Annotated in this window: 29 protein-coding genes; 26 read left to right on the top strand and 3 right to left on the bottom strand. The window is 67.6% G+C overall.

The genetic code is table 11. The features are described from left to right. Positions 1-4: 4 nt before the first annotated feature. Complete coding sequence (flgK, locus tag BLQ10_RS19520; RefSeq protein WP_091564668.1) at positions 5-1,432, bottom strand: flagellar hook-associated protein FlgK; 1,428 nt, start codon at positions 1,430-1,432, stop codon at positions 5-7. Positions 1,433-1,442: 10 nt separating this feature from the next. Next, the gene (locus BLQ10_RS19515; protein WP_368086532.1) at positions 1,443-2,003 is read right to left on the bottom strand and encodes a flagellar protein FlgN; all 561 of its coding nucleotides are present in this window, start codon (positions 2,001-2,003) and stop codon (positions 1,443-1,445) included. A gap of 224 nt (positions 2,004-2,227) precedes the next feature. Between BLQ10_RS19515 and BLQ10_RS19510 the strand changes: the two genes are divergently transcribed. From BLQ10_RS19510 to BLQ10_RS19435, 16 genes are all read left to right on the top strand, one after another. Beyond that, positions 2,228-3,076, top strand: a complete 849-nt coding sequence (locus BLQ10_RS19510; RefSeq protein WP_175558701.1) for a flagellin N-terminal helical domain-containing protein — start codon at positions 2,228-2,230, stop codon at positions 3,074-3,076. 141 nt (positions 3,077-3,217) lie between these two features. Continuing rightward, the gene (gene fliD / locus BLQ10_RS19505; RefSeq protein WP_091564667.1) at positions 3,218-4,537 is read left to right on the top strand and encodes a flagellar filament capping protein FliD; all 1,320 of its coding nucleotides are present in this window, start codon (positions 3,218-3,220) and stop codon (positions 4,535-4,537) included. After that, a complete protein-coding gene (fliS, locus tag BLQ10_RS19500; protein ID WP_091564666.1) occupies positions 4,534-5,031 on the top strand; it encodes a flagellar export chaperone FliS in 498 nt (165 codons plus the stop codon). The genes fliD and fliS overlap by 4 nt, the downstream gene beginning before the upstream one ends. After that, entirely contained in the window at positions 5,024-5,449 is a 426-nt protein-coding gene (locus tag BLQ10_RS19495) for a hypothetical protein (protein ID WP_091564665.1), read from the top strand. Before fliS ends, BLQ10_RS19495 begins: the two co-directional genes overlap by 8 nt. 145 nt (positions 5,450-5,594) lie before the next feature. Then, positions 5,595-5,936, top strand: a complete 342-nt coding sequence (gene flgB, locus BLQ10_RS19490) for a flagellar basal body rod protein FlgB (protein ID WP_091564664.1) — start codon at positions 5,595-5,597, stop codon at positions 5,934-5,936. Then, positions 5,936-6,328, top strand: coding sequence for a flagellar basal body rod protein FlgC (locus tag BLQ10_RS19485; protein WP_091564663.1), 393 nt, complete (start codon positions 5,936-5,938; stop codon positions 6,326-6,328). Before flgB ends, BLQ10_RS19485 begins: the two co-directional genes overlap by 1 nt. Continuing rightward, entirely contained in the window at positions 6,328-6,633 is a 306-nt protein-coding gene (gene fliE, locus BLQ10_RS19480; RefSeq protein ID WP_091564662.1) for a flagellar hook-basal body complex protein FliE, read from the top strand. Before BLQ10_RS19485 ends, fliE begins: the two co-directional genes overlap by 1 nt. After that, positions 6,633-8,243 carry a flagellar basal-body MS-ring/collar protein FliF gene (fliF, locus tag BLQ10_RS19475; protein WP_091564661.1) on the top strand — a complete coding sequence of 537 codons (1,611 nt, stop codon included), beginning with the start codon at positions 6,633-6,635 and terminating at the stop codon, positions 8,241-8,243. The genes fliE and fliF overlap by 1 nt, the downstream gene beginning before the upstream one ends. Next, on the top strand, positions 8,240-9,256 hold the full coding sequence (fliG, locus tag BLQ10_RS19470) for a flagellar motor switch protein FliG (RefSeq protein WP_091564660.1): 1,017 nt from the start codon (positions 8,240-8,242) through the stop codon (positions 9,254-9,256). Before fliF ends, fliG begins: the two co-directional genes overlap by 4 nt. After that, the gene (locus BLQ10_RS19465) at positions 9,246-9,977 is read left to right on the top strand and encodes a FliH/SctL family protein (RefSeq protein WP_091564659.1); all 732 of its coding nucleotides are present in this window, start codon (positions 9,246-9,248) and stop codon (positions 9,975-9,977) included. Before fliG ends, BLQ10_RS19465 begins: the two co-directional genes overlap by 11 nt. Further along, positions 9,974-11,302 carry a FliI/YscN family ATPase gene (locus tag BLQ10_RS19460; RefSeq protein WP_091564658.1) on the top strand — a complete coding sequence of 443 codons (1,329 nt, stop codon included), beginning with the start codon at positions 9,974-9,976 and terminating at the stop codon, positions 11,300-11,302. The genes BLQ10_RS19465 and BLQ10_RS19460 overlap by 4 nt, the downstream gene beginning before the upstream one ends. Beyond that, positions 11,299-11,733, top strand: a complete 435-nt coding sequence (locus tag BLQ10_RS19455) for a flagellar FliJ family protein (RefSeq protein WP_091564657.1) — start codon at positions 11,299-11,301, stop codon at positions 11,731-11,733. Before BLQ10_RS19460 ends, BLQ10_RS19455 begins: the two co-directional genes overlap by 4 nt. Beyond that, complete coding sequence (locus tag BLQ10_RS19450; protein WP_091564656.1) at positions 11,730-12,449, top strand: C40 family peptidase; 720 nt, start codon at positions 11,730-11,732, stop codon at positions 12,447-12,449. The genes BLQ10_RS19455 and BLQ10_RS19450 overlap by 4 nt, the downstream gene beginning before the upstream one ends. After that, positions 12,446-14,254: a flagellar hook-length control protein FliK gene (locus BLQ10_RS19445; RefSeq protein ID WP_091564655.1), complete on the top strand. Its 1,809-nt coding sequence runs from the start codon at positions 12,446-12,448 to the stop codon at positions 14,252-14,254. The genes BLQ10_RS19450 and BLQ10_RS19445 overlap by 4 nt, the downstream gene beginning before the upstream one ends. An 18-nt stretch (positions 14,255-14,272) precedes the next feature. Further along, positions 14,273-14,707, top strand: coding sequence for a flagellar hook assembly protein FlgD (locus BLQ10_RS19440; protein ID WP_091564654.1), 435 nt, complete (start codon positions 14,273-14,275; stop codon positions 14,705-14,707). Between the two features lie 31 nt (positions 14,708-14,738). Beyond that, positions 14,739-15,902 (top strand): flagellar hook protein FlgE, encoded by a 1,164-nt coding sequence (locus tag BLQ10_RS19435; RefSeq protein WP_091564653.1) that lies wholly within the window; start codon positions 14,739-14,741, stop codon positions 15,900-15,902. 149 nt (positions 15,903-16,051) lie between these two features. Here the strand turns inward: BLQ10_RS19435 and BLQ10_RS19430 are convergent, their stop codons facing one another. Then, positions 16,052-17,188 carry a cytochrome P450 gene (locus BLQ10_RS19430; protein WP_254785679.1) on the bottom strand — a complete coding sequence of 379 codons (1,137 nt, stop codon included), beginning with the start codon at positions 17,186-17,188 and terminating at the stop codon, positions 16,052-16,054. A 304-nt stretch (positions 17,189-17,492) separates the two neighbouring features. On the opposite strand from BLQ10_RS19430, the gene BLQ10_RS19425 reads away from it, so the two are divergent. From BLQ10_RS19425 to BLQ10_RS19380, 10 genes are all read left to right on the top strand, one after another. Then, complete coding sequence (locus tag BLQ10_RS19425; protein ID WP_091564651.1) at positions 17,493-17,795, top strand: flagellar FlbD family protein; 303 nt, start codon at positions 17,493-17,495, stop codon at positions 17,793-17,795. A 2-nt stretch (positions 17,796-17,797) separates the two neighbouring features. Continuing rightward, a complete protein-coding gene (locus tag BLQ10_RS19420; protein WP_091564650.1) occupies positions 17,798-18,619 on the top strand; it encodes a motility protein A in 822 nt (273 codons plus the stop codon). Further along, positions 18,616-19,443: an OmpA/MotB family protein gene (locus BLQ10_RS19415; RefSeq protein ID WP_091564649.1), complete on the top strand. Its 828-nt coding sequence runs from the start codon at positions 18,616-18,618 to the stop codon at positions 19,441-19,443. The genes BLQ10_RS19420 and BLQ10_RS19415 overlap by 4 nt, the downstream gene beginning before the upstream one ends. 75 nt (positions 19,444-19,518) lie before the next feature. Then, positions 19,519-20,415, top strand: coding sequence for a flagellar motor switch protein FliM (locus BLQ10_RS19410; protein ID WP_254785678.1), 897 nt, complete (start codon positions 19,519-19,521; stop codon positions 20,413-20,415). After that, the gene (gene fliN, locus BLQ10_RS19405; RefSeq protein WP_091564647.1) at positions 20,412-21,134 is read left to right on the top strand and encodes a flagellar motor switch protein FliN; all 723 of its coding nucleotides are present in this window, start codon (positions 20,412-20,414) and stop codon (positions 21,132-21,134) included. Before BLQ10_RS19410 ends, fliN begins: the two co-directional genes overlap by 4 nt. Next, entirely contained in the window at positions 21,135-21,734 is a 600-nt protein-coding gene (gene fliO, locus BLQ10_RS19400) for a flagellar biosynthetic protein FliO (protein ID WP_091564646.1), read from the top strand. Next, on the top strand, positions 21,731-22,597 hold the full coding sequence (gene fliP / locus BLQ10_RS19395) for a flagellar type III secretion system pore protein FliP (RefSeq protein ID WP_091564645.1): 867 nt from the start codon (positions 21,731-21,733) through the stop codon (positions 22,595-22,597). The genes fliO and fliP overlap by 4 nt, the downstream gene beginning before the upstream one ends. Then, the gene (gene fliQ, locus BLQ10_RS19390) at positions 22,594-22,869 is read left to right on the top strand and encodes a flagellar biosynthesis protein FliQ (protein WP_090582752.1); all 276 of its coding nucleotides are present in this window, start codon (positions 22,594-22,596) and stop codon (positions 22,867-22,869) included. Before fliP ends, fliQ begins: the two co-directional genes overlap by 4 nt. 1 nt (position 22,870) lies before the next feature. Continuing rightward, positions 22,871-23,629: a flagellar biosynthetic protein FliR gene (locus BLQ10_RS19385; RefSeq protein WP_091564644.1), complete on the top strand. Its 759-nt coding sequence runs from the start codon at positions 22,871-22,873 to the stop codon at positions 23,627-23,629. Next, positions 23,629-24,717 (top strand): EscU/YscU/HrcU family type III secretion system export apparatus switch protein, encoded by a 1,089-nt coding sequence (locus BLQ10_RS19380; RefSeq protein ID WP_091564643.1) that lies wholly within the window; start codon positions 23,629-23,631, stop codon positions 24,715-24,717. The genes BLQ10_RS19385 and BLQ10_RS19380 overlap by 1 nt, the downstream gene beginning before the upstream one ends. Positions 24,718-24,719 lie beyond the last annotated feature (2 nt).

Here is a 24,719-nt window from a genome sequence, read left to right as displayed (position 1 = left end):
GTGGCTACCTTCCTACCAATCCGGTGCGGTTGATCAGGACGTCAAGGGCCTCGTCGACGGCGGTCATCACGCGGGCCGCGGCTTGGTAGGCGTGCTGGTTGGCCAGCAGGCTGACGTTCTCTTCGTCCAGGCTCACGGAGGCCTGCGAGGCGCGGCCGGTCAACGCCGATGCCTGCGCCGCTGCGGTGAGGGACTCATGTTGCTGGGCGCCACGTGACTGAACGCCGATGCTTGTGACGATGCCTGACCAGACCTTGTCCGGTGAAGCCGGTCCGGTGCCGAGCTGCGAAATCTCGTCCGCGATGCTGGTATCCAGGGCGCCTCCGCTGGCGCCCTTGAGGGCGACATCGGCGGTGTTTGCGGGTCCCTTGATGTTCAGCGCGGCGGGGCCGGTGCCGCTAACCGTGAAGAAGTTGATCCGCGTGGCGCCGGTGCCGGTGACTCCGTCTTGGTGCACTTTGTTCACGGCCGTTGCGAGGGCCACGGCAAGGTTGTTGTAATTCTCGGCGGCCTCGGCGATCGCGCCGCCGGAGCCGGGCGTGGATGGTGGTGTGGCCGCCGGTGCCAACACGGACAAGGCGCCAGCGATTTCGCCGCCGTCGACAGGTACGGCGACACCGCTCCGGTCCGTCCATTCAAGTTGCACAGGCGACCCCATCCGATCCGATGAGGAGCCCGAGAGCGCGAGCGTCCGCACTGAGCCGCCCGTAACCAGGGCATTGCCGCCGACGAGCACGTCCACGGTGCCGTCGGGTTGCTCGCGGACAGTGCCGCCGGCGAGGCTGGCGATCTTCTCCGTGAGCTTGGCCCGGGCGTCGATCAGCTCATTGGCCGATCCGCCGGCGGCGACGGTGGAACGGATAGTGGTGTTGTAGGAAGCAACCTGGGCGGCAGCCGCGTTGACGGCGTCAACACTGTCGGAGGCCTGGGCGCGGGTCCTGCTCCATTGCGCGTCGAGGGCCTGGTACGCGGAGGAGATCTTATCCGTCACGGAGTTGGCGGCATTCAGCAGGAGCCCTTTCGGACCGTCCTCCGAGGGCTGGTTGGCCGCGGCTTGCCAAGCGGACCAAAAACCCTGCAACGCGGTTGAGATACCGTTCTCGCCGGGCTCCTGAAGCACGCCTTCGATGCCCTGCAGAGCCGAGGAACGAACACTCGCGTAGCCGGCCTGGGCTCCGGCCGAGCGGACGCTGCCGTCAAGGAAGCTGCTGCCGAGACGTGCAATGGCGTCCACCGAAACACCCTGACCGGCCTGCAACGGGCCGCCGCTGAAGAGCCCGCGCGCGGGCGCGGCCAGCGAGGACTGCTCGACACGCTGACGGGTATATCCCTCGGTGGCGGCGTTGGCGATGTTCTGGCCGGCCACATTCATGCCCTGCTGGGCGGCAGTAAGTCCGCGGTAGGCCGTGTTCAGGGCGCCAAAGGTGCTCATGGTCGCTTCCTTAGAATTGCTGGTCGAAGATTCGGGAACCGGCTGATTGCCCGGTCTTGCCGTGGGCATCGTAAGTGCCGGCGGCGGCCGCGGGGTTTAGATCGGCAAGCGACTCCTGAGTGGAGCGGACCGCAGTGCGCAGGTACTGCTCGTTGGAATCGCGCAGCTCCTTGATCAGCGCCGTTTGGCGGGTCAGTGCCGTCAGGTGCGCGGTGAGGACCTCGGCCCAAGCTCCTTCCGGGGCGGCGGCGGCCAGCTCGGCCAGAGAGGCATCGGTGGGAAGTCCCCAGACCTCGGCGACGACAGCGGCCTCGATGGTACGGGCCAGGCTCGCCTGGGCCAGGTGCCCCAGCACCTGTTCCACTTCCTTGGTCCCGTGGGGCAGCCAGCGGGACTTGCCCGAGGTCAGCAACAGTTGCTCTTCCTCAAGCTTGAAAGTCAGAACGTCCAGGAGTTCACGCTCCCGCCACAGCAGGGCTGAAAGTTCGTGGATGGCCATGGTCTGGACGGCTCCCTCATGTGTGTGAATGTAGCGGGTGACAGGTGCGGTGGTGCCGGTGTGGCTGGTCAAGCGTGCGGACGATGCAGCCAACAGCTGGGCTCGTAGAAACTATCGGCCGGGGTGTGGGATTCGTTAGCCGCAATACGGCGGACAACAAGACTCATGGCGTGATGAACGCGTCAGGAAAAAATTTTCCGAATTCCGCTTACCTGTGCATATCAAACGGCGATAGCTACTTCCGAAGGCCCACGGATGGGCCATCGCTTAACATCCCAATCACGGAGGAATTCACCATGGGTATGCAGATCAACACCAACCTCGGCGCCAACAACGCCTTCCGCAACCTGAACAACACCCAGAACGACCTGTCCAAGTCGCTCGAAAAGCTTTCGTCCGGCCTGCGGATCAACCGTGCAGCCGATGACGCTGCCGGCATGTCCATCGCCACTGCCCTCGGCTCGCAGGTCTCCGGTCTGGACCAGGCCGGCCGCAACACCCAGGACGGCATCTCGGTCATCCAGACCGCCGATGGCGCCCTCGGCCAGGTCACCTCGATCCTGCAGCGCATGCGTGACCTCGCCGTCCAGGGCAACAACGGTGCGAACAGCGCCGACGCCATCTCCGCCATCAATGGCGAAGCCAAGTCCCTCGGCCAGGAGCTGCAGCGCATCACCGACAACACCAAGTTCGGCGATAAGGCTCTGTTGGACGGCTCCGCGGCCACGATGGTCATCCAGGTGGGCGCCAATGGCAACGCCGACGACCAGATCACCATCAACCTGGCCGACATGCCGACCGACCTCGGCACCCTGGCCGGCGCGAATAACAACGCTGCAGGCGCCTTCGACCTGACCAGCGCGGCTAATGCTCAGGGCACGATCACCACGATCGACGCTGCCCTGAAGGCGGTCTCCGCATCCCGTTCGGACCTCGGCGCCACGCAGAACCGGCTCGAGTCCGCCAGCAAGACCGTCGCGATCGCCAAGGAAAACCTGTCCGCGGCCCAGTCCCGCATCCAGGACACCGACATGGCTTCCGAAATGGTCAAGTACACCAAGGCCGGCATTCTGTCCCAGGCCGGCACTGCGATGCTTGCCCAGGCCAACCAGTCCGGCCAGGGCGTTCTCCAGCTCCTGCGCTAAACCGCTCCCGGCCACCATCCGGTAGTACTGTTTGGACCGGTGAGGGCCGGACGATAGGAGTAATCCATCGTCCGGCCCTTCCGCGCAGTCCCCGAGTTTCGAGTCAGCACCTGATCATCTAGCTACCAAGGAGGAGCAGCCATGGGAATCGCCCTTGATGGATTGGCCAGCGGGCTTGACACCACTTCGTTGATCAACTCGCTGATGCAAGTCGAGGCCATCCCGCAGACCCAGCTCAAATCCAAGTCCGCGGGCATCCAGTCCATGGTGTCTGCGCTCCAAGGGCTCAACAGTAAAGTCGCTGCCTTGGCGACGCAGGCGAGCGCCGCGTCCAAGGCCGGGGCCTTGGACCTGTTCGCGGCAACGACGAGCAGCGACAAAGTCGCCGTAACAACCACTTCAGCCGCACAAGCCGGATCAGTAGACTTCCAGGTCGCGAAGTTGGCGCAGACCCAGGTGGCGGTGTCCGGGACGGTAGATAGCGCGGTGGGCTGGCCCTACACCACCATGACCATCAACAGCGGCGGCCAATCCTTCACCGTCACTCCGTTAACCAGTAACTTGGACGACGTCATCAAAGCCGTCAACGCTGCCGGTGCGGGCGTCACGGCCAGCAAGGTCTCCGTGGGTTCAGGGAACTTTCGCCTGCAGCTGACCGCCACGAAGTCGGGCAGCGCCGGGGAATTCACGATTTCGGACCCGCCAAACATGTTCGCCAACGCCAAGAACGCCCAGGACGCGGAGGTGGTCCTGTGGGCTGGATCCGACGCGGCCCTGACAGTTAAATCTTCGACCAATACCTTTGCCGACGTCTTGCCCGGCACGTCACTGACCGTGAGCGAGGCGTCGAACCAAACTGTCACGCTCAAGGTGGCCCGCGATGACGCGGCGATCACAAAACTGGCGTCCGACCTCATCGCCGGTGCCAACGGCATCTTCTCCCTCGTGGCCAGCAAGACCGCCGTCAGTGGCAGCGGCTCGTCCACTACGGCCGGAATTTTCTCCGGCGACAGCTCGGTGCGGGCCGTAAATCAGGCCATTCTGTCCGCGGCGTTCTTGCCCGTTGGAACCCCGCCGAGCTCTCCTTCGGAAATCGGCATAAGCATCACCAAGACCGGCAGCATGGAATTCGACGACAAGAAATTCGCTGCAGCCCTCGCCGCGGACCCGTCCGGAGTCGGAGCCAAGGTGCAGGAGATTGCCACTCGGATTGCCGCCGCCGCTACGCGGGCTTCTGACAAGTACGACGGCACCCTGACGTCCAAGATCACCGGCCAGCAGTCCGAGGTCAAGGACTTGGACGGCCGCATCAGCGATTGGGATCTCCGGCTGGCGTCACGAAAAGAAGCGCTCCAGCACACGTATTCCGCCCTCGAGGTGGCGCTCAGCGGCATGAAGGCGCAGCAGTCGTGGCTTACCTCCCAGCTCTCCGGCCTCTCCTCAGGAAGTAACCAAGCATGACCACCACCTCGTACGGCAGTTCGGCTCAGCGGAACCAGTATCTGGCGGATTCTGTCCTTTCAGCCCCGCCGGCGCGCCTGCTCACCATGCTTTACGACCGGCTGCTGCTGGACCTTGGAAGGGCCGAAACCGCGCAGCAAGCCGGGAACTGGCAAGTCGCCTCGGAAAACCTTTTGCACGCTCAGGCCATCATCTCTGAGCTATCGTCCTCACTTAAGCTCGGCACCTGGGACGGCGCCGACGGGTTGCTGGGCCTTTACAACTACACCCACACTGCTCTGGTTAACGCCAACATCCAGCGCAATCCGGCATTGACCCGTGAAGCGATCGAGCTAATGGAACCTCTCCGTCAGGCTTGGCATGAAGCCGCCGCTGCAGTGCCAGCAGTGGCGGCGCCGACCAAGCTGCCCGCGGCAGCCCCCGCCGCCTTCTCGGCCGCCGGGGCCTGGAACACCCAGCCCGGAACAGGTGGCGGGAGCCTCGGTTTTGGCTGAGCCGGCTGACTGGGATATCGGCTTAGGGGGAGCCGGTTACAACCACACCGCATCAACCCTGACCGAGTCCGCGGCCGTTGACACAGCCCTGGCAGCTTGGATGGCTATCCTGGATGTGCTCGAAATGGCGGTGCAGGCCGCGGAGCGTACCCTGAAGGATCCGTTGGGCCCGCTGTCCGCCGCATCTCCTAATCACGTGGCGCCGCTGCCCGTGGAACGCTGGACGCCGCCCACCCGGCCCGGACCGCTGCCTGCGGCTGCTCGCCGCCGGGCGGCTGCCCTGGCCGCTGCCCAGGAGCGCGTTGCCCACCGGCTCGATGAAGCCCGGATGGACGTGGCCCGTCAGCTGCAGGCAGTGTCCTCGGTACCCGGTGTGGGGGAGTCGTCCGCCGCCATCTACCTCGACGTCAACGGCTGAAACTTCCTCAGCTCAAATCTTCGAAAGAACTGTTGCATTTTCGCCTAACGCGGCGCTGACCAGTGCCGATAACCACTGTAAGAGCACGGATCGCTCGCTTACCGGCCACGGATCGGCCACCCCCACCTTTCCCAGGCAGGACTCTGTGCTCGAATCCGTGACTTCCGCCGCCTTGGCCAGTGCCATGGACGGGCTGGCATTGCGCCAGCGGACCATCGCGAACAATATCGCGAACGTCAACACGCCGAATTACCACGCGAAGCGCGTCAGCTTTGAGGACGCCCTCGCGGCGTCGGTGCAGTCCGGGGAAGGCCGCGTCCAGGCAACCACGGCGGATTCCCTGGAACCCACCCAGCTCAACGGCAACAACGTCAACCTGGACACCGAAACCCTGTCCAACATTGACACCGTGCTGCGCTTCCAGTTCGCCGCCCGCGCCGTCAATAACGAGTTCACCGCCGTGCGTTCCGCCCTGAGGACCAGCTGATGACTTTCGACATGATCGGCATCGCCGGTTCCGCCCTCACCGTCCACCGCAAATGGCTCGATGCTGTCTCGGACAACCTCGCCAACATGAACAACGCCTCCGCCACGTCCGGCCCTGCCTTCCAGGCCCGGTACGTCGAGGCAGCAGAGGGCTCGGAGGGCTCGGGCGTGTACGTCAAGAGCACCCAGCTCGGCAACGCCGAAGGCAGGATCGTCTACCAGCCGGACCACCCGCTGGCGGATGCCAACGGCAACGTGAAGTACCCGGACATCGACATGGCCGAACAGATGGGTGCGCTCATCATCGCCCAGCGCGGATACCAGGCCAACGCGCAGGTGGTCGATCGCGCCCGCGAAACTTACATGGCTGCCCTTGAGATTGGACGCTCCTAATGACTGTCGCCCCCATCGCCCCCGTCCAGGGTGTCCTGCCGACGAACTACGTCGGCGGCACTTCTCCCGTTGCCGGCACGGACGGCTCCGCCTTTGCAACCTCCCTCACCGGCGCGGTGGATAACCTCCAGCAGCTGCAGTCGACGTCGAACCAGCTGGCAGTCTCCGCCGTGACCGGCAACCTGGACGACATCCACAACGCCACGCTTGCCGCTACCCGCGCCCAGGTGACACTCGAGCTCATGGCCACCGTGCGCAACAAGGGCGTTGACGCCTTCAACGAGATCATGAGGATGCAGGCCTGATGCCTCCGCAGATAACCGCTTTCTTCCAGCGCTTCGGCGCGAGCCTGAAGAGCTTCACCGCCGGCCAGCGCACCTTGGCCGTGCTTGGCGCTGCCCTGCTGGTGGTGGGCATCGTGGCCCTGTCCGCCTGGCTCACCCGCCCGGTGCTCACCCCCCTGTTTTCCGGCCTGCAAACCACCGACGCCAACGGCATCGTCGAACAGCTCCGCAAGGACAACGTTCCGTACGAGCTCAGCGACGGCGGATCCACCATCCTGGTGCCACAGGACAAGGTCTACGACGAGCGCCTTAAGGCCGCGGCCGCGGGCCTGCCGACTGCCGCCGCCACCGGGTACTCCCTGCTGGACAAGATGGGCGTGACGTCCTCGGAGTTTCAACAGTCCGTTACGTACAAACGCGCCCTCGAAGGCGAACTTGCCAGCACGATCTCCGCCATGGACGGCGTGAAAACCGCCGCCGTCCGGCTCGCCATCCCCGAGAAGACAGTGTTTGTGTCCAAGGCCCCGGACACCACCGCCTCGGTGTTTATCGAGACCGACGCCGGCGCCACCCTGTCCAGTGACAAGGTGCAGGCGATCGTCCACCTCACCTCTGCCGCCATCGAAAACCTCAAGCCCGCCAACGTCTCCGTGGTCGATTCCCAGGGCAACGTGCTCTCCACCGTCGGCGGCGGGACGGCCGGATCGTCGACCAAGCAGGCCAGCGACTACCAGCAGCGCACCTCGGACGCCGTCCGGGCCGTCCTGGACCGCGTGGTGGGCCCGGGCAACTCCACGGTCGCCGTTGCCGCCGACGTGACGGGCGAATCCGCACAGCAGAAGAGCGAAACTTTCTCCAACACCGCCGGCGCCCTGCCGCTGAGTGAATCGTCCAAGACCGAGAAATACACCGGAACCGGGGGAGGCGCCGCCGGCGTCCTCGGCCCGGACAACATCGCTGTGCCCAGCGGCACGAGTGGCAATGGCAACTTCGATTCCTCCACCGCGACCAAGAACAACGCCGTCAACAAGGTCACCGAGGACCGGGTCATCCCGGCCGGTGCCATCAAGCGGCAGACCATCTCCGTGGCCGTCAGCCAGGCCGCCGCCGGCGGCCTGAACCTCGTTTCGCTGAAGAATCTCGTCACCTCCGCAGCCGGAGCCGACACCGCGCGCGGCGATGTGGTGACGGTTGAGGTTGTGCCGTTCAGCACCGCCGCCGCCGACGACGCCGCCAGAGCGCTCGCCGATGCCAAGGCCAACGCTGAAGCCGAAAAGCAGGCCGCGTTCTTCGGAACCCTTGTCACCGCAGGCAGCATCCTGCTCGGCCTGCTGATCCTGGCCCTGGTGGTCACGATCATCCTGCGGCGCCGCCAGAAGCGCGAGCCTGTGGACCTCGGCGAACGCATGGACCTGGAGATCATGCCGGTGGCCCCGCCCGTTGTGGCCCTGCCGCCCGCGCCGGCGACGTCGGCAATCCCGCTCACCGCCCTGCCACCGCTTCCGGGCCCGACGGTCGAACAGATGGAGATTGAGCGCCGCCGGCTGGAGATCGACAGCATGGTCGCCGCCAACCCGGAGCGGGCCGCCGATTACCTGCGCAGCCTCATGGACGACAGGCAGCCGGCATGAAAACAGCAGATGCAGTCCTCACCGGAACCCAGCGCGCCGCCGTCGTACTGATGCAGATGAGCTCCGAGAACGCCGCCAGGGTCATGGCCCAGCTCACCGACACCGAGGCGGAGGAAATCGCGGGCGAGATCGTCAAGCTCCGGAAAGTGGACCCGGACGTCGCCGAGGAAATCATGAAGGACTTCCATCAGGCCGCGCAGACCAGCCAGCGCCAGGCCCGGGGCGGGCGGGAACTCGCCGAGGGCCTCCTGGAAGCGTCCTTCGGCTCGGAAAGGGCCGCCGGACTCATGAACCGCCTGACGGTCAACATGGCCGGCAAGTCCTTTGAGTTCCTCGAAGACATCGAACCCGTCCAGATCCTGGCCCTGATCGACGGCGAACTGCCGCAGACCATCGCCCTGGTGCTCGCCCACCTCAGCCCGCGCAAGGCCTCGGCCGTGATGTCCGGGTTGCCCGGCTCGTTGCGGGCCGACGTCGCCCTCAGCATCGCCACGATGGGCTCCGGCGCGCCCGAGGCGATCGGGATCGTCGCCGACACCCTCAAACTCCGCGGCGGCGCAGCCGTGTCCCAGGGGGCCTCAAAAGTGGTCGGCGGCATCCAGCCGCTGCTTGAGATCATCAACCGGACCGACGCCGGTACGGAACGGTCCGTGCTGGACGGCCTGGACCTGCTCGATCCCGACCTCGCGGTGGAGATCCGGGCCCAGATGGTGACGTTCGACGACATCGTGAAACTGGAACGCCGCGACGTGCAACTGGTGCTGCGCGGACTCGACGCGGCCGTCCTGGCGATGGCCATGAAGGGCGCCTCCGAGCCGGTCCTGGAAACCATCACCACCAACGTCTCCGGGCGCAATCTGGAAATTCTTGAATCCGAGATCGCCGCCCTGGGGCCGCTGCGTGCCTCGCAGATCGAAGAAGCCCGCGCCGCCGTCGTCCGGTCCATCCGCGAGCTCGAGGCCGAAGGCCAGATCACCATCCAGCGCGGGGACGAAGAAGACTATGTCTACTGACAACGCCGCTGCCGCCAGCACCACCCCGGCGCGGATCGTCTTTCCCTCGCTGCGCGCGAGCGGCCCGGCGGCCGAACAGGCCGGCTACACCGAGGGCCACGCCGCAGGCTACGCCGCCGGTGTGCGCGCCGCCGCGAAGGAACAGCGTCGCTGGCGGGACCGGATGGCCGCCGAACAAGCCGCTTCCCTGGCCGCCGGGCAGCAGGACCTGGACCGTGCCGTGCGCGCACTCGCGGTGGCACGGACGGACTTCGCGCACCGCAACGTGCAGGCCCTGCAGGACGCCGAAGAAATCCTGGCCCGCACGGCGCTGGAACTGGCCGAGGCCATCCTCGGCTACGAACTGGCCGAAGGCACGCGGACCGCACGCGCCGCCCTGGCCCGAGCCCTCTCCGGAAACGACGCAGCCACGGTGCTGGCGATCCGGCTCCACCCGGCGGACATCGAGGTCCTCAGCGGGGAAGGGCAGGAACAGCCCGCCGGGCTGCCGCTCATCGCTGACGCCTCCCTGGGCCGCGGCGACGCGAAGGTCGAATACCAGCATGGCTGGTTCGACGCCAGCCTTCGCGGCGCCCTCGGGCGTGCCCGGGCTGCACTGCTGGGCGAGACCGGCCAGGCCGACGCCGATGCTTCCGCCGGCGTTGCCGCCGGAGTTCCCGGTGAATTTCGCGGTGAATTTCCCGGTGAGCTTACCAGTGGCGCTTACCGGGGCCAGGCATGATCGCCGAATGGCGCCCGAAGGGTGCCGACTATGCCGCAGCGCTGGCCGCGGCTGCCCCGCAAAGGGTCGGCGTCGTCACCTCCGTTATTGGGCTGGGCCTGGAAGTGTCAGGACTGGACTGCGCGCTGGGCGACCTCGTGACCGTGGGGGAGAACCCGGGCCTCGACGCCGAAGTCGTCGCGGCGCTGGACGGTTCCGTGCGCTGCATGCCGCTGGGCCGGCTGGCCGGCGTGGCTGCCGGTGACGCCGTCCGTGCCAAGGGCAGCGCGGTGCTGGTTCCCACCGGGCGGGGCCTGTTCGGCCGGGTCCTTGACGGCCTGGGACGGCCGATCGACGGCAAGGGCCCGCTGCTCAGCGGACCGCGCGTGCCGATCGACAACGAGTCACCGAACGCCATGAAACGCGCCCGCATCGACACCGCGCTGCAGACCGGCGTGCGCGTCCTGGACACCATGACGACGCTCGGCAAGGGCCAGCGCATGGGCCTGTTTGCCGGCTCGGGCGTCGGCAAATCCTCCCTGCTCTCGATGATCGCCCGCGGTACGGACGCTGAGATCTCGGTGATCGCCCTCGTCGGCGAACGCGGCCGCGAAGTCCGCGAGTTCCTCGAGGACGACCTCGGCGCCGCCGGCCTGGCGCGCTCCGTGGTGGTGGTCGCCACCTCCGACGAGCCAGCCCTCATGCGCATGCGCGCAGCCTTCACTGCCACCCGGATCGCTGAGTCCTTCCGTGACCAGGGCCAGGATGTGGTCCTCATGATGGACTCCCTCACCCGGGTGGCCATGGCCCAACGCGAGATCGGCCTCTCGGCCGGCGAGCCCCCGGCGACCCGCGGCTACCCGCCGTCGACGTTTTCCATCCTGGCCCGGCTGCTGGAGCGCGCCGGCACGGCAGAAACCGGCTCTGTCACCGGCATTTACACCGTGCTGGTGGACGGCGACGACCACAACGAGCCCATTGCCGACGCCGCCCGTTCCATCCTGGACGGCCACGTGGTCCTGGACCGCAAGCTTGCCGTCACGGGGCACTTCCCGTCCGTGGACGTGCTCGGATCCGTGTCCCGGGTGGCCACCAAGGTCAATTCCCGGCCGCACCTCGAGTCCGCGGCCACCCTCCGCCGGGTCCTGGCGGCCCGCAGGGCGGCGCAGGACCTGATCGACGTCGGCGCCTACCAGGCCGGGACCAACCCGCTGGTAGACGCCGCGCTGAACCACGAGCACGACGTCAGCGGTTTCCTCCAGCAGCCGATGGACGAATCCACCGCCCACCCCGAGTCCTGGCAGCGGCTCGGCCACCTCACTTCGATCCTGGAAGCAGCAGCATGAACCGCGAATTCTCTCTGGCTGGCCTCCTGCGCCTCCGCCAGCTCCAGCAGGACCAGGCGGCAACCGGGCTGGCGCGCGCCCGCTCACGTTCCAGCTCCGTCCGGGTCCGCGAAGCCGCAGCCCGCCGCGAGCTGGCGGCCACGGATGACCCCATCTCCAGCTCGGCCTCTTTGCGCGCCGTGGCCGCCGCCCGGTCTTCCTCGCACAGCATGCTCGCGGACCTGCAGAACCTCACGCATCTGGCCGAGGCTGACGAAGCCAAGGCGCGCGCCGAGTTCATCGCCGCCCGCACGCGGTCCGTGGGGCTGGAAAAACTGCAAGCCCGCCACGACGCCGAGGTCCACTCTGCGGACCTGCGCGCCGAGCAGTCGGCCCTGGACGAGATCGCCTCGACGCTCTGGCACCGCGATGAGCAGCAGGTGAAGCCATGAGCATGACCGAGGCGATCAGCCGGATGCAGGGCATTCAGTCGATGATCGCGGAACTGAGCCGGCCCGCGGCCACGGAAACAAGCGCCGCCACGGCCAAGGCTGCAGCGGCGACCTCACTCGCGACCGCGACGGGCACAGGCGACTCCGCCACGTTCACGCAGGCACTTGCCGCGGCAATGGGCGGCAGCGGCGCAACGGATGTCTCCTCCCTCACGGACAGCGTGGGCCTCGGCACCTCACTGGGGCTTGGCGGCACGACGGCGGCCGGGACCGCCCCGCTCACCGGGACCGCCGCGCTCACCGGCGCCCAGGCAACGGGAGGGGTACACACCGGCGGTGCCGCGACGGGCAACGACGTGGTGGCAGTGGCCAAGAAGTACATCGGTGTTCCCTATGTGTGGGGCGGAACGAATCCGGCCACCGGCATGGACTGCTCCGGCTTCACCCAGCGGGTCTTCAAAGACCTCGGTGTGGAGCTTCCCCGCGTGGTGAGCGACCAGATGCGCCAGGGCACCCCGGTAGCCTCCCTCGCCGAGGCGAAACCCGGGGACCTTCTGGTGAGCTTCGGCGGCAACCACATTTCCATCTACCTGGGCAACGGCAAGGCGATCGACGCTCCCGTGCCCGGCAAGACCATCCAGATCCGCGATGCCTGGGAGCAGCAGTCCAACCTGACCTCCATCCGGCGCATCGTTCCCGCAGGGACGGCATCATGAAGGCAGCGGCGTCGATGGATCTGGCGGCTGCGCCGGCAGCTGCCGCACCGGTCCGGGCAACCCGGCAGGGACCGGAGCCGCGGCCCGGGAACGGACGCCCGGAGACCGCGTCCTTCGACGCCGTCCTCAACGACGTCCAGGGCGCAGCAGGCAACGGCACCGCTGCCGGGCCGGGAACCGCCGCTGCCGTACCGCTGGCCGACGACGGGGTGCCGGAACTGCCGGTGCGCGACGACGGCACGGACGGCGCTTCGCTGGCCGGCCCCGTCGAGAACCCTTTGGCGGTTGCCGACGCCGCTTCGTCCGGCATCGCCAGCCTTGGGCCGGCGCAGAATGCCACGGCCCAGTTCGCCGCCACCCAGCTCGCCCCGGCCCAGTTCTCCTCCACCCAGTTTGTTTCCTTCACACAGGTCGGCGCGTCAGCGCAGGCCGTGGCGCCGGCGTCGGACCGTCACGATAGTTTCCCTGCTCCGGCACGGACCGCCGCTGCCTCCGTAACCGCGGCCGGTCTTCCCGCCGAGTTGCCGGCTGCCGCCGCTCAGGGCCCAACCATCGCGGCCACGGGATTGTCGGCCACTCGGCGCCAGACACCGGTCTCCGTCCCGGATCGGATCGTGCGGGAGGGTGAGTCGCCCGCCGTCGCGGCCGCACAGACCGCGGGCGCGGACGCCCTTGTCAATGCTGCCGGTGGGCCCGATGCAGCCGCTGGCGGCCCGGTCGCTGGGCAGGTTTCTACACCGGCCGCCGCGGCCGCCACCGCTGTGGCCGTGCCGCAGGCCAGAACCCTCGCCGGCACGGCGGGGACCACTCCTGCGCCCGGTTCCGCCGCGGTGGCCAGCGGGTCGCCCGGGGTTGCACCTGCCGGCGCAACCCCGGCAGCCACCGTGCAGGTCGCCCCCGCCGCCTCCGCAACACCGGCAGGGGCGGCGGCAAGGACCGCGCCGGGACTTGGTTCTGCGCGTGAGGCTTCGCCAGCGAGCACCGCCGCAGCGGCCTCCGGACCGGCGGCCAACGGGACAGGCGCCACCGCTGTCACCGGCGCTGTCACCGCCGTCGCACCGTCCGCGTCCGGGCAAGCCCGGACCGCCCCAGCCGCCAGCGCCACAGCCGCCAGCGCCACAGCCGCGGCGCCGGTAGGCAACGCCGCGGAGACACCGTCCGATCCGGACAACCCAGGCCCGGCACCGGCGGTAATACCCGCCCAGCCGCCGACGGCCGCCGCAACTGTGTCCCAGCCTGCGTTCCAGCCCGCTGCCCAGCCGCCGTCACAGCCTGCGTCCCCGCCGGCTCCCCATTTCGCGGCATCCCTCCAGCCTCAGCTGGCCAAACCGCTCTTCACGCTCGTGGGGGCGCCCCACGGCCAGCACATCATGACGCTCAAGGTTAGCCCGGAAGATCTCGGCCCGCTGACGGTCCGGGCCCAGATCGACGCCGCGGGCGTCCGGATTGAGCTCTTCGCCCCGGGCGACGCCGGACGTGAAGCGGTCCGCGGCATCCTGCCCGAACTCCGCAAGGAACTCCACGACGCCGGATTCGGAGCCAGCCTTAACCTGTCCGATCACAGCGGGCCCGGAGGCTCCGGACAGAGCGGGGGCCACAACGGCACCGGCCAGGACCGGGCCGGCTCCGGCGCCCAGTTCGCCGCCGGCCGTGACCCCGGCGGTAGCGGCTCCGGCCCGGGCGGCCGAAACGGACCGTCCGAGCCGCGGCCCGGACACCGCTGGGACGCGTTGGCCGATGGTCAAGCCATACGCACCGCCAGGATATTGAACGGCCCCCAGACCACCCTCGACATTCTTGTCTGACACGAAGGAACGCGACTTATGACGATTCAGCCGATCGCATCCCAGCCGGTAACGGCGGCGGGGACGGCCGCCCAGGCCTCTGCCGTTCGGGCACCCGTGCAGACCATGGATGCGAACGTGTTCATGTCCCTGCTCGTGGCGCAGCTCAAGAACCAAAACCCGAGCGCGCCCATGGACACTAACCAGATGATGAGCCAAACCATCCAGCTCTCCATGATGGAGAAAACGACCGAAATGGCTACGAACAGCAAGGAGGCGTTCTCCCTCCAGATGCGGTCTGCGGCCGCGCAGCTGGTCGGCCACACTGTGGACTACACCCTCAGCGACGGTACGACCGGCACCGGCGTCGCCGGCTCGGTGTCCTATGCCGGCGCCGTTCCGACCGTCAAGATCGGCGACCTCTCCGTTCCCCTCGACTCCATCACCGGGCTCACCGCTCCGGCCGCTTCCTAACCAGTTCTTCACCCGTAGAAAGGCAGTTCCCATGCTCCGCTCGCTGTACTCCGGAATCTCGGGCCTTCGCGCCCACCAGACCATGCTGGACGTTACCGGCAACAACATCGCCAACGTCAACACCGCCGGCTTCAAAGCTTCCTCCACCCAGTTCCAGGACACCCTGTCCCAGCTGCAGCAGGGCGCCACCGGCCCGCAGCCCGCGACCGGCGGCAGCAACCCCGCCCAGATCGGCCTGGGCGTCCGGGTTGCCGGTGTCACCACCAACTTTGCCCAGGGCTCTTCGCAGAGCACCGGCCGGGCCACGGACATGATGATTTCCGGTGACGGCTTCTTCGTCACAAGCAAGGGCGGCAGCCAGCTCTTCACCCGGGCCGGCGCGTTCAGCCCGGACGCAGCTAACCAGCTGGTGAGCCCCGACGGCGGCATCCTGCAGGGTTGGACCGCCACCAACGGCGTCATCAACGCGGGTGGCCCCGTCGGCGACATCACGCTGAACCCCAACACCATGGTGGCCAAGGCCACGGACACGGTGACGCTGGACGGAAACCTGCCCAACGACACCGCAAACGGCACCAAACTGGACCGTGTCGTCAATGTTTACGACGCCAACGGGAAGGAAAGCAGCCTGACGCTGACGTTCACCAAAACGGCGGCCGGCTGGGATGCTTCCAGCGACGGTGGCGCAACAACCGCGGGCTCCCTGACGTTCACCAATGGGAAGCTGAACGCTGGCGCCCCGATCGCTGTTAACGGCATCACGATCGACGTCTCCAAGGTCTCGGGCTACGCCACCATGAGCTCGCTGGCCGTCAGCGGCCAGAACGGCGCCGCCGTGGGCAAGCTCGAGTCCTACACACTCGGCAACGACGGCTCTCTGATCGGATCGTTCAGCAACGGCATCAAGCAGGTCCTGGCCAAGATCGCCCTCGCCAAGTTCACCAACCCGGCTGGCCTGGAGAAGGCCGGCGGCTCCTCCTACGTGGCAACCGGCAATTCCGGCGGCGTGCAGCTCGGTGCCGCGGGCGACCCCGGCATCGGCACCCTGACCGGCGGCTCGCTGGAAATGTCGAATGTCGACCTGTCGCAGGAATTCACCAACCTGATCGTTGCGCAGCGCGGCTTCCAGGCGAACGCCCGCATCATCACCACGTCGGATGAGGTCCTGCAGGAACTGACCCAGCTGAAGCGCTAACTCCTCCAGCCCCCGCCCCCCCCGCGTTGCCCTATCACTTACGGCTGTCAACGGCTGTCATTCGGACCCCGTAGCAGCCACAACTGATAGGGCAACGGGAGTAAGCAACGGGATGGGGCCGGGGCCGGTGGCGGTGGCGGCGCTCGCCGTCAGGCAGCCTGCCAGGACACGGGAAGCTGTTTCACTCCGTAGACGATCGTGCTTTCCATCCGTTCCAGCTGCGCCTCGGGATCCACGGCCAGTCCGGGCAACCGGGAGAGCACGGCCTGCAGCGCGATCTTGGCCTCGAGCCGGGCCAGGGGAGCGCCGAGGCAGAAGTGGACGCCCTGCCCGAAGGCGAGGTGACGGTTCGGTGAGCGTCCGACGTCGAACACGTCAGGGTGCGGGAACTGCTCACTGTCACGGTTCGCCGAGCCGATCCAGGCCACGATCGGCGACCCCGCAGGGATGGGCAGGCCGCGCAGCGTCGTGTCGACGGCGGAGATCCGGTACATGGACTGGACGGGGGAGCGGTACCGCAGCACTTCTTCGATCGCCTGCGGGAGCAGGGCGGGCTCGGCGATCAGGCGCTCCGCTGTGCCCGGCGCTTCGGTGAAGCACAGCACAGCATTGCCGATCAGGTTGGTGGTGGTCTCGTTGCCGGCAACAAGCAGGAGGGCGCAGAATCCGAGCAACTCGATGCCGCTGAGCCTCTGCCCGTCGATCTCGGCCGCGAGGAGCCCGCTAATGAGGTCATTGCCCGGCATGCGCCGCCGCTGCTCGATCATGCCCATGAAGTACTCCGCCATTTCCCGGTGGGCGGCCATGTGCCCGGTCTCGTCGGCGCCCGGGCGCGTCTGGCTCACGATCACGTCGGACCACTGTTTGAATCGGTCCCGGTCCGCGGCCGGGATGCCCATCAGCTCCGCGATCACGATGACCGGCAACGGATAGGCCAGCTGGTCGATCAGCTCCGCGGCGCCGGCACCGACTACCGGGTCCAGCAACTCGTCAGTGAGTTCCGAGATGCGCGGGCCGAGCGCTTCCACTGACCGTGGCGTGAACGCCTGGGACACCAGGGAACGCAACTGGCGGTGCCTGGGCGGGTCCGTGTTGATCAGGCTGGCGGCGAAGAGCTGGCCCGTTTCGGAGGGGTTGTCCCCGCCGATCCGGGAAGAAAACGTGGCGTGCTCGGACAGGACGCGCTGCACGTCGTCGTAGCGGAACACGTGCCACACCCCGGTCTCCTGATCCTGGAAAACGGGTTCACTGTGCCGCATGGCTTCGTAGCGGGGAAACGGGTTCAACGGCTGCTCCAGAGCCGGAAATGGCACCATGGCTGGCCTTTCCTCATGAGGCGGACGGCCGTCGCTTCCTGGCACTGGACCACTTGCAAGGGACGAACTGCAACAGAGCAGGCGTCCAACGGGGCGGGCCGCGTGGCCCCGTCAGCTCCCACCCTAATACCGCGCAACAGCCTTGGCACGGGCACTCTGGCCCACCTTGGCCGCCCTGCGGAACCGGTACGTCACCAAGGCGCCTAACGAAGGGGCCGGTCCTGCCGACAGTACGGAGGAGAACACCCTTCCCCTCACAGAGCAGAATCGGCCCATGATCGTCGTCACACGCCTCAACGGAACGCGCTTCGCGGTCAATCCGGACCTCATTGAGCGCATCCACGAGAGCCCGGATACGCATTTGGTGACGCTCGACGGCGCCGCCTACGTGGTGCTGGAAAGCCTCGCCGAAGTGGTCGAGCTCATCGCCGACTACCGGGCCTACATCCTGAGCAAAGCCCGGGACTTTCCGGCCATCACCGGATATCCGCTAAGCCTGGTCCGGACCGACGATCCGGACGACGACCCCTACGACGACGGCGCCGGCCCCACGGCGCCCGCGCAACCCAGAAAGTAACGATGGATCCCGCAACAGTCATCGGACTGCTCCTCGCCTTTGGCTCCGTTATCGCCATGGTGTCGCTCGAGGGCGCCAGCCTGTCGGCGCTGCTCCTCCCCGCCCCCATGATCCTGGTCTTCGGCGCCACGCTCGCCGTCGGGATCGCCGGAAACACCCTCAAGGACGTTGTCCAAGCCTTCAAAGCCCTCCCCAAGATGTTCCTCGGCAAGACCGCCAAGCCGCAGGAAAGCATCGACCAGATGGTCCGCTTCGCCGAAAAGGCCCGCAGTGAGGGCCTGCTCTCCCTGGAAGAGGAAGCGGCCAGCGTCAAGGATCCCTTCCTGGCCCGTGCCCTGCAGAACATAGCCGACGGCACCGACGCCGAGGACCTCCGGATGCTGATGGAGGACGAGATCGATTCGAAGTCCCGCAGCGACCACGCCAACTCCAAATTCTTCGCGAGCCTCGGCGGCTACGCTCCCACCGTGGGCATCATCGGCACCGTGGTGTCCCTGACCCACGTCCTGGAAAACCTCTCCACGCCGGACCACCTGGGCCCAATGATCGCGGCAGCCTTCGTCGCCACCCTGTGGGGCCTGCTCTCCGCCAACTTCATCTGGCTTCCCTTCAGCGCCCGGATGGCCCGGCTCTCGGAACTGGACATCGAACGGATGACGCTGCTCATGGAAGGCATGCTGTCGGTCCAGTCCGGCGCCCAGCCGCTGCTGCTCGCCGAACGGCTCCGCGCCATGGTCCCGGAGCACCAGCTCAAGAGCTCCGGCAGCGGCGGCAAGAAAGCCGCCGGCGCGGACAAGTCCGACAGGATGGACGAGGCCGCGTGAGCCCCAGGCGGCGCGGGCGCAAGAAGCCGGAAGAACACCACGTCGACGAACGCTGGATGGCGTCTTACATGGACATGGTCACCGTGCTGATGTGCATGTTCATCGTCCTCTTCGCGATGTCCACCGTGGACGCCAACAAGTTTGAAAAGCTCCGCAACTCCCTGGCCACCGGATTCGGCGCGGTCGCGTCGGAGACCGTGGACACGGCGTCGGGCACGGTGGTGCCGCCGGAACTCGTGGACCAGAACCTCGAGGCGTTCGCCGCCGTCAAGGGCGCGGCAACCGCATCCCCCGAGAAAAACATGGCTGAAGCGGTCAAGGAAGTGGACCGACTCAAGGAACTGCAGAAGAAAATGCAGGCCGGGCTGGCAGCCGCCGGGCTGAGCGAGAACGTCGAGTTCCAGATCGACCAGCGCGGCCTGACCGTCAAACTCGTCGGATCACAGGCCTTCTTCGAACCCGACCGGCCCGAGCTCACCTCCCGGGCCACCCGAGTGCTGCAGGTCATCTCCCCGGTCCTGAAGCCGGCCCGCATGGAAATCATGGTCGAGGGCCACGCCGCGAACGGCATCACGGCCTACCCCTCCACCTGGGAACTGTCCTCGGCGCGCGCCGTCAACGTCCTGCGGCACATGGTGGACCACGGCGGCATTGCCCCCGGCACTATCGGCGCCGTCGCGTTCGGATCGGCCCGGCAGGTCAACGACGACTCCACCCCGGCGCTCATGGAGCGGAACCGCCGGGTGGACATCGTGGTCCTTTCCGACAAGCCCGACGTCGTCCGGGCGCTGATCCCGGAGGCATTGAAACAGAGCCAGAAATAGGCTGCTTATTGCCTACGGCGGATTGCCTGCGGCGGATTGCTTACGCCTCGGGTTCCCTGGCCGATAGTGGCAACCGTGAGTGTTCTGGATGAGCGGGAAGTGGCACGGGAGCGGACCGTCAGCGTCTATGACTTCCGCCGTCCCGCGACGCTCGCCCGCGAACACAGCCGAGTGCTGGAGCTCGCCTTCGAAACCTTCGCCCGCCAGTGGGGCACGCAGCTCACCGCCAAGGTCCGCGTCAAGTCCGTGGTGCGCCTTGAAGATGTCAGCATGCTCAGCTACGACGAGTACGCCGCCTCGCTGCCCGCCGTCACGGCCATGGTCCTGTGCACCGTCGAGGCCCACGATTCCAAGCTCGTGGTGCAGTTCCCCGGCCCGGCCGCCCTCGGCTGGGTCAACCGCATGCTCGGCGCCTCCAACGATTCGCCCATGCCGGACCGCAAGTTCACCCAGATCGAGCAGGCGCTGATCAAGGGCCTCATGGACGAAGCCCTCGAAGACCTCGGCTACTCCCTGGGACCGCTGCTCAGCGAGGCCGTCCGGGTGGACACGATCCAGTACAACTCCCAGTTCGCCCAGGCGGCCGCGCCGAGCGAACTGATGATCGTCGCCTCCTTCACCATGAGCGTCGGCGACGTCAACGCCCCGGCCACCCTGGCCGTTCCGGCCGGCATCCTGCTGGGACGGCTCAAGAAGGTCAACCCGACCGACTCCCGCGACGACGCCGCCGCGCGCGTCAGCGCCCAGCTGGAGCAGGTGCCGGTGGAACTGTCGGTACGGCTCTCGACGTCGTTCGTCACCCCAAGCCAGGTCCTGGGACTCGCCGTCGGCGACGTCCTGACCCTGCCGCACCTGGAAAACCGGCCCTTTGACCTCACCCTGGACGGAACCCGGCTGGCCACCGCCGCCCCGGCCCGCAACGGCTCCCGCGCGGCCGCAGTAATTGTCACAATCGAGGAGAACCAACGATGAGCATCACCCTGACCAAGCACGAATTGTCGGCGGAACGGCTCGTCGAGGAGCTGCCGAGCCCGGTGGCCCTGAAGGTTGTCGCCCTGGTGCCCGCCCGCTCCGCGGCGGCCTACGCCCGGCAAGCGGTCACGGCGACCTTCGTCGGCGCGGTGACCGCCGACCTCGCCCTCATGCTCAGCGACCGCACCTTCCTTGACGAGGCCGCCGGGGCCGGGTCCCAGCTGGGACACGTCTCCGTGACTGACGTCCTGCGCCCCGCGATGGAAAGCGCCAGCTCGGTCTTCGGGGCCGGTGTCCTGTCCGACCTGCGGGAATCCGACGTCTCCGGGCTCCTCTCGGACCCCGACACGGCTGTCTTTGAACTTTCCGACGGCAGCAACGCCGCCGCCTGGTTTGCTGTCCGGCTCCGCGAACACGGCAACAGCCAGGACCGCGGCGGGGACTTGTTCGCCGGCGGCGACACGGTGGCCGGCCGGCTCGGCCGCATCAACAACATTGAAATGGCCCTGACCGTGGAGATCGGACGCACCCGGATGTCGGTCCGGGACGTGCTGTCCCTGGAGCCGGGCAAGATCATCGAGCTGGACCGCTCCGCCGGCGCCCCGGCCGACGTCCTGCTCAACGGGCGCCTGATCGCGCACGGCGAAGTTGTGGTCCTCGACCAGGACTACGCGGTGCGGATCACCCGGATCCTCGATGTCGCCGAGGGGCTCAGCTGAATGGACGCACTGATCCTCGGGCTACGGGTAGTCGTGGCCCTGGGCGCGGTGCTTGGCCTCATGTGGTTCCTCCAGCGCCGGCTGGGCCAAGGCGCCGGGCGGCGCCGGGCTGACCGCGCCTTGACCATCGTCAGCCGGCAGAGCCTAGGACAAAAAGCCTCCGTGGTGGTGGTCGACGCCGCCGGGCAGCGCTTCCTCCTGGGCGTCACCGAGCACGCCGTCAACGTCCTGCACACTGGGGACATCCCGCCCGAACCCGAAGAAGTCCCTGTTCCCGGCATCAGCCGCGGCCTGGGGGAATTCGCCCGGGTCCTGGCCGAGGCCAGCCCGCTCGCCGGCAACCACTTCAGCAGCCAGCCGGCCGGGCGCGCCCGTGACGGCGCCGACGGCGCGGATGCCGCCGCCGACGGCCCGGACGGGGTCCGGGACCTGCCGCCGTCCCGCCGCAGCTCCCTTCACCGCAACTCCCATGCCCGCGGCCCCGCCGGCCGTGGCAGCGCCAGCGGCGCTTCGGGCCATCCGCCCCTGCACGGCTCCATCCTGGCCGGCTCCACCTGGAAGCAGGCTGCCGCCGCTCTCAGGAGCGGACGCCGCAATTGATGTTCCCGCTCGCCACTGGCACCACCCGTCCGCGAACAGCTGTCGCAAGAACCCTCAGGCTCCTGGCCCTGGGGGTCGCCGTCGTGCTGTTTGCCGTCCTCCTGCTGTGGCTCAACGCCCCGGCCGGCCACGCCGCACCCATCGACCCGGTGCCGCCGGTGCCGCCGACCGACCCTGCCAACCCCGGCGGCGGAAACGTCGACATCCAGATCAACGGGATGGACGGCAAACCCTCCACCGCAGTCCTGACCCTGATCGGGATCACGCTCCTGGCCGTTGCGCCCTCGCTGCTGCTGATGATGACGTCCTTCACCAAGATCTTTGTGGTCCTGGCAATGACCCGCAACGCGCTGTCCCTGCCGTCGATCCCGCCAAACCAGGTCCTGGCCGGGCTGGCCCTGTTCCTCTCGATCTTTGTGATGTGGCCCGTCATCAACGAGATGAATACCCTCGGAATCCAGCCCTACCTCAACGGCAAGCTGGACTTCAACGGTGCGGTCAGCGCCGCGTCGGGTCCGCTGCAGCACTTCATGCTCGCCCACACGCGGGAAGAGGACATCGCCCTGATGTCCCGCGCCGCCGGGGCCGAGAACCCGGCCACTCCTGAGGCCGTGCCGCTGCAGACCCTCATCCCGGCGTTCATGATCTCCGAACTCCGTGCCGCGTTCATCATCGGCTTCGTCATCTTCATCCCGTTCCTCGTGATCGACCTCGTGGTGTCCGCTGCCCTGATGTCCATGGGCATGATGATGCTGCCGCCGGTCATGATCTCGCTGCCCTTCAAGATCCTCCTGTTCGTGCTCGTGGACGGCTGGGGCCTGATCATCACCGCGCTCGTCCAGAGCTATGCGAGTTCAGGATGAACGCCAACGCGGTCCTGGACATCTGCCTCCAGGCCATGATTGTGGCCGCGAAGCTCGCCGCGCCGGTGCTTGTCACGGCGCTGGTGGTGGGCCTGGCCATCTCCCTGCTGCAGTCCATCACGCAGCTGCAGGAAGCCACCCTGTCCTTCGTGCCGAAGGCGGCCGCGGTGGCCGTGGCCCTGATCGTCTGCGGACACTGGATGATTTCGGAGATGGTCTCGTTCACTAACGACCTCTTCGCGAAGATCCCGTCCCTGCTCGGAGGCCTGTGAGGTGGGCATCCCCATCGACCCGACCTGGCTGGAAGTCCTGCTGCTGGCCACGGTCCGGATGACCGCCTTCCTGATCGTGGCACCGCCCTTCTCGCACCAGGCCTTTCCGGGTCGCGTCAAGGCCATGCTGGGGCTGGGGCTGGGACTGGCGGTGACGCAGCGCATGGTCGGCGGCTACACGCCCCGCGACACCGCCGCGTTCCTCACCGGTGTGGTCTTGGAGCTCGTCACCGGGCTCGTCCTGGGATTCCTGGTCCTGGTGATCTTCGCAGCCATCCAGTCCGCCGGCAGTCTGATCGACCTGTCCAGCGGATTCCAGATGGCGCAGGCCTACGATCCCCAAATGATGGTCAACGGCGCACAGTTCACCCGACTCCTGCAAATGGCGGCGCTGGCCCTGCTCTTCGCCTCCGACGGCTACCAGCTGGTCATCACGGGCCTCACCGGCAGCTTTGCCGCGCTGCCCCTGGCCGGGGGGATTGACCTGGCCCAACCGGTGCAGGCCATCATCACGGCAGTGTCCGGCATGTTCCTCGCCGCCGTGCAGATCGCCGGCCCCCTCCTGGTGGTCCTGTTCCTTGCCGACGTCGGGCTCGGCCTGCTGACCCGCGTGGCGCCGGCGCTGAACGCCTTCTCGCTCGGCTTCCCGCTCAAGATTCTGCTCACCCTGATGCTGGCCGGCTTCATGTTCCTGGCGCTGCCACGGATCGTTTCCAGCCTCGCCGGGCAGGCAGCCAAAGCCGTGCTGGGGGTGGGCTGATGGCGGATTCACAGGAAAAGACCGAGCAAGCTACCGACAAACGGATGCGGGACGTCCGCTCCAAGGGCCAGCTGTCCCGTTCCCAGGACCTCACAGCGTGGCTCGGCGTCGGCGCCGCCGCGCTCATGCTGCCCAGCACCGTGAACCGGGCCGCCAACGCCGCCACAGACCAGCTCTTCAGCGTCCGCGGGATCATGTCCGCCCCGGATCCCGGCAAAGCCGTCCGGGCGCTGGAAGACGGGTTCGCGTCCATCGCCGGGATCATCGGACCCCTGCTGATCGTCGTGTTCCTCGCCGTCCTCGCCGGTTCCGCCCTCCAGGGCGGTGTCCACCTGAAGAAATTCAGGCTCGAATTCGAACACTTCAACCTGCTCGGCGGGATCAAGCGGCTCTTCGGCGCCCAGGCGGTGTGGGGCGGCCTCAAGGCGCTGCTGAAGGCCAGCGTGGTGGGGCTGGTGCTCTACTCCGTGGTGCAGGGGCTGGTCCCGGTGCTGCTGACCGCCGGCGGGCTGCCGGTCGCCGGCGTGGTGCAGGCTGCCGCCGGCGGCATTTCCGCCCTGGTCCAGTTCGCGGTGGCCGCCGGAATCGTGCTGGCCGCGGCGGACTTCTTCGTCGTGATGCGGCGCAACCGCAAGAAGACGCGGATGTCCAAGAAGGAAGTCCAGGACGAGAACAAGAACAGCGAGGGCGATCCGCTCATCCGGTCCCAGCGCCGCGCGCGCCAAATGGCCATGAGCCGCAACCGCATGATCGCGGCGATCGGAGACGCCGACGTCGTCCTGGTCAACCCCACGCACGTGGCGGTGGCGCTCAAGTACGAGCCCGGCAAGTCCGCGCCCCGCGTGGTGGCCAAGGGCTCCGGCCACGTGGCTGCCAGGATCAGGGAAGAGGCCGAGGAGAAGAACGTGCCCATGGTCCAGGACATCCCGTTGGCCAGGGCCCTGCACGGGGCCTGTGAGCTGGGGGACGAGATCCCGGTGGACTTTTACCGGGCGGTGGCCGGCGTCCTCGCGTTCGTCATGGCGCTCAAGGCCCGGGGTGCCGGCGCCGGGATGCACCGCATGACCAGCACGGCCGCGGCCGTATGAGA

It is taken from the genome of Arthrobacter sp. ok362 (assembly GCF_900102785.1).
In the GTDB taxonomy this organism is placed as follows: domain Bacteria; phylum Actinomycetota; class Actinomycetes; order Actinomycetales; family Micrococcaceae; genus Arthrobacter.
The sequence above is the reverse complement of the archived record's forward strand: the minus strand, read 5'-3'. Positions and strand labels throughout refer to the sequence as shown.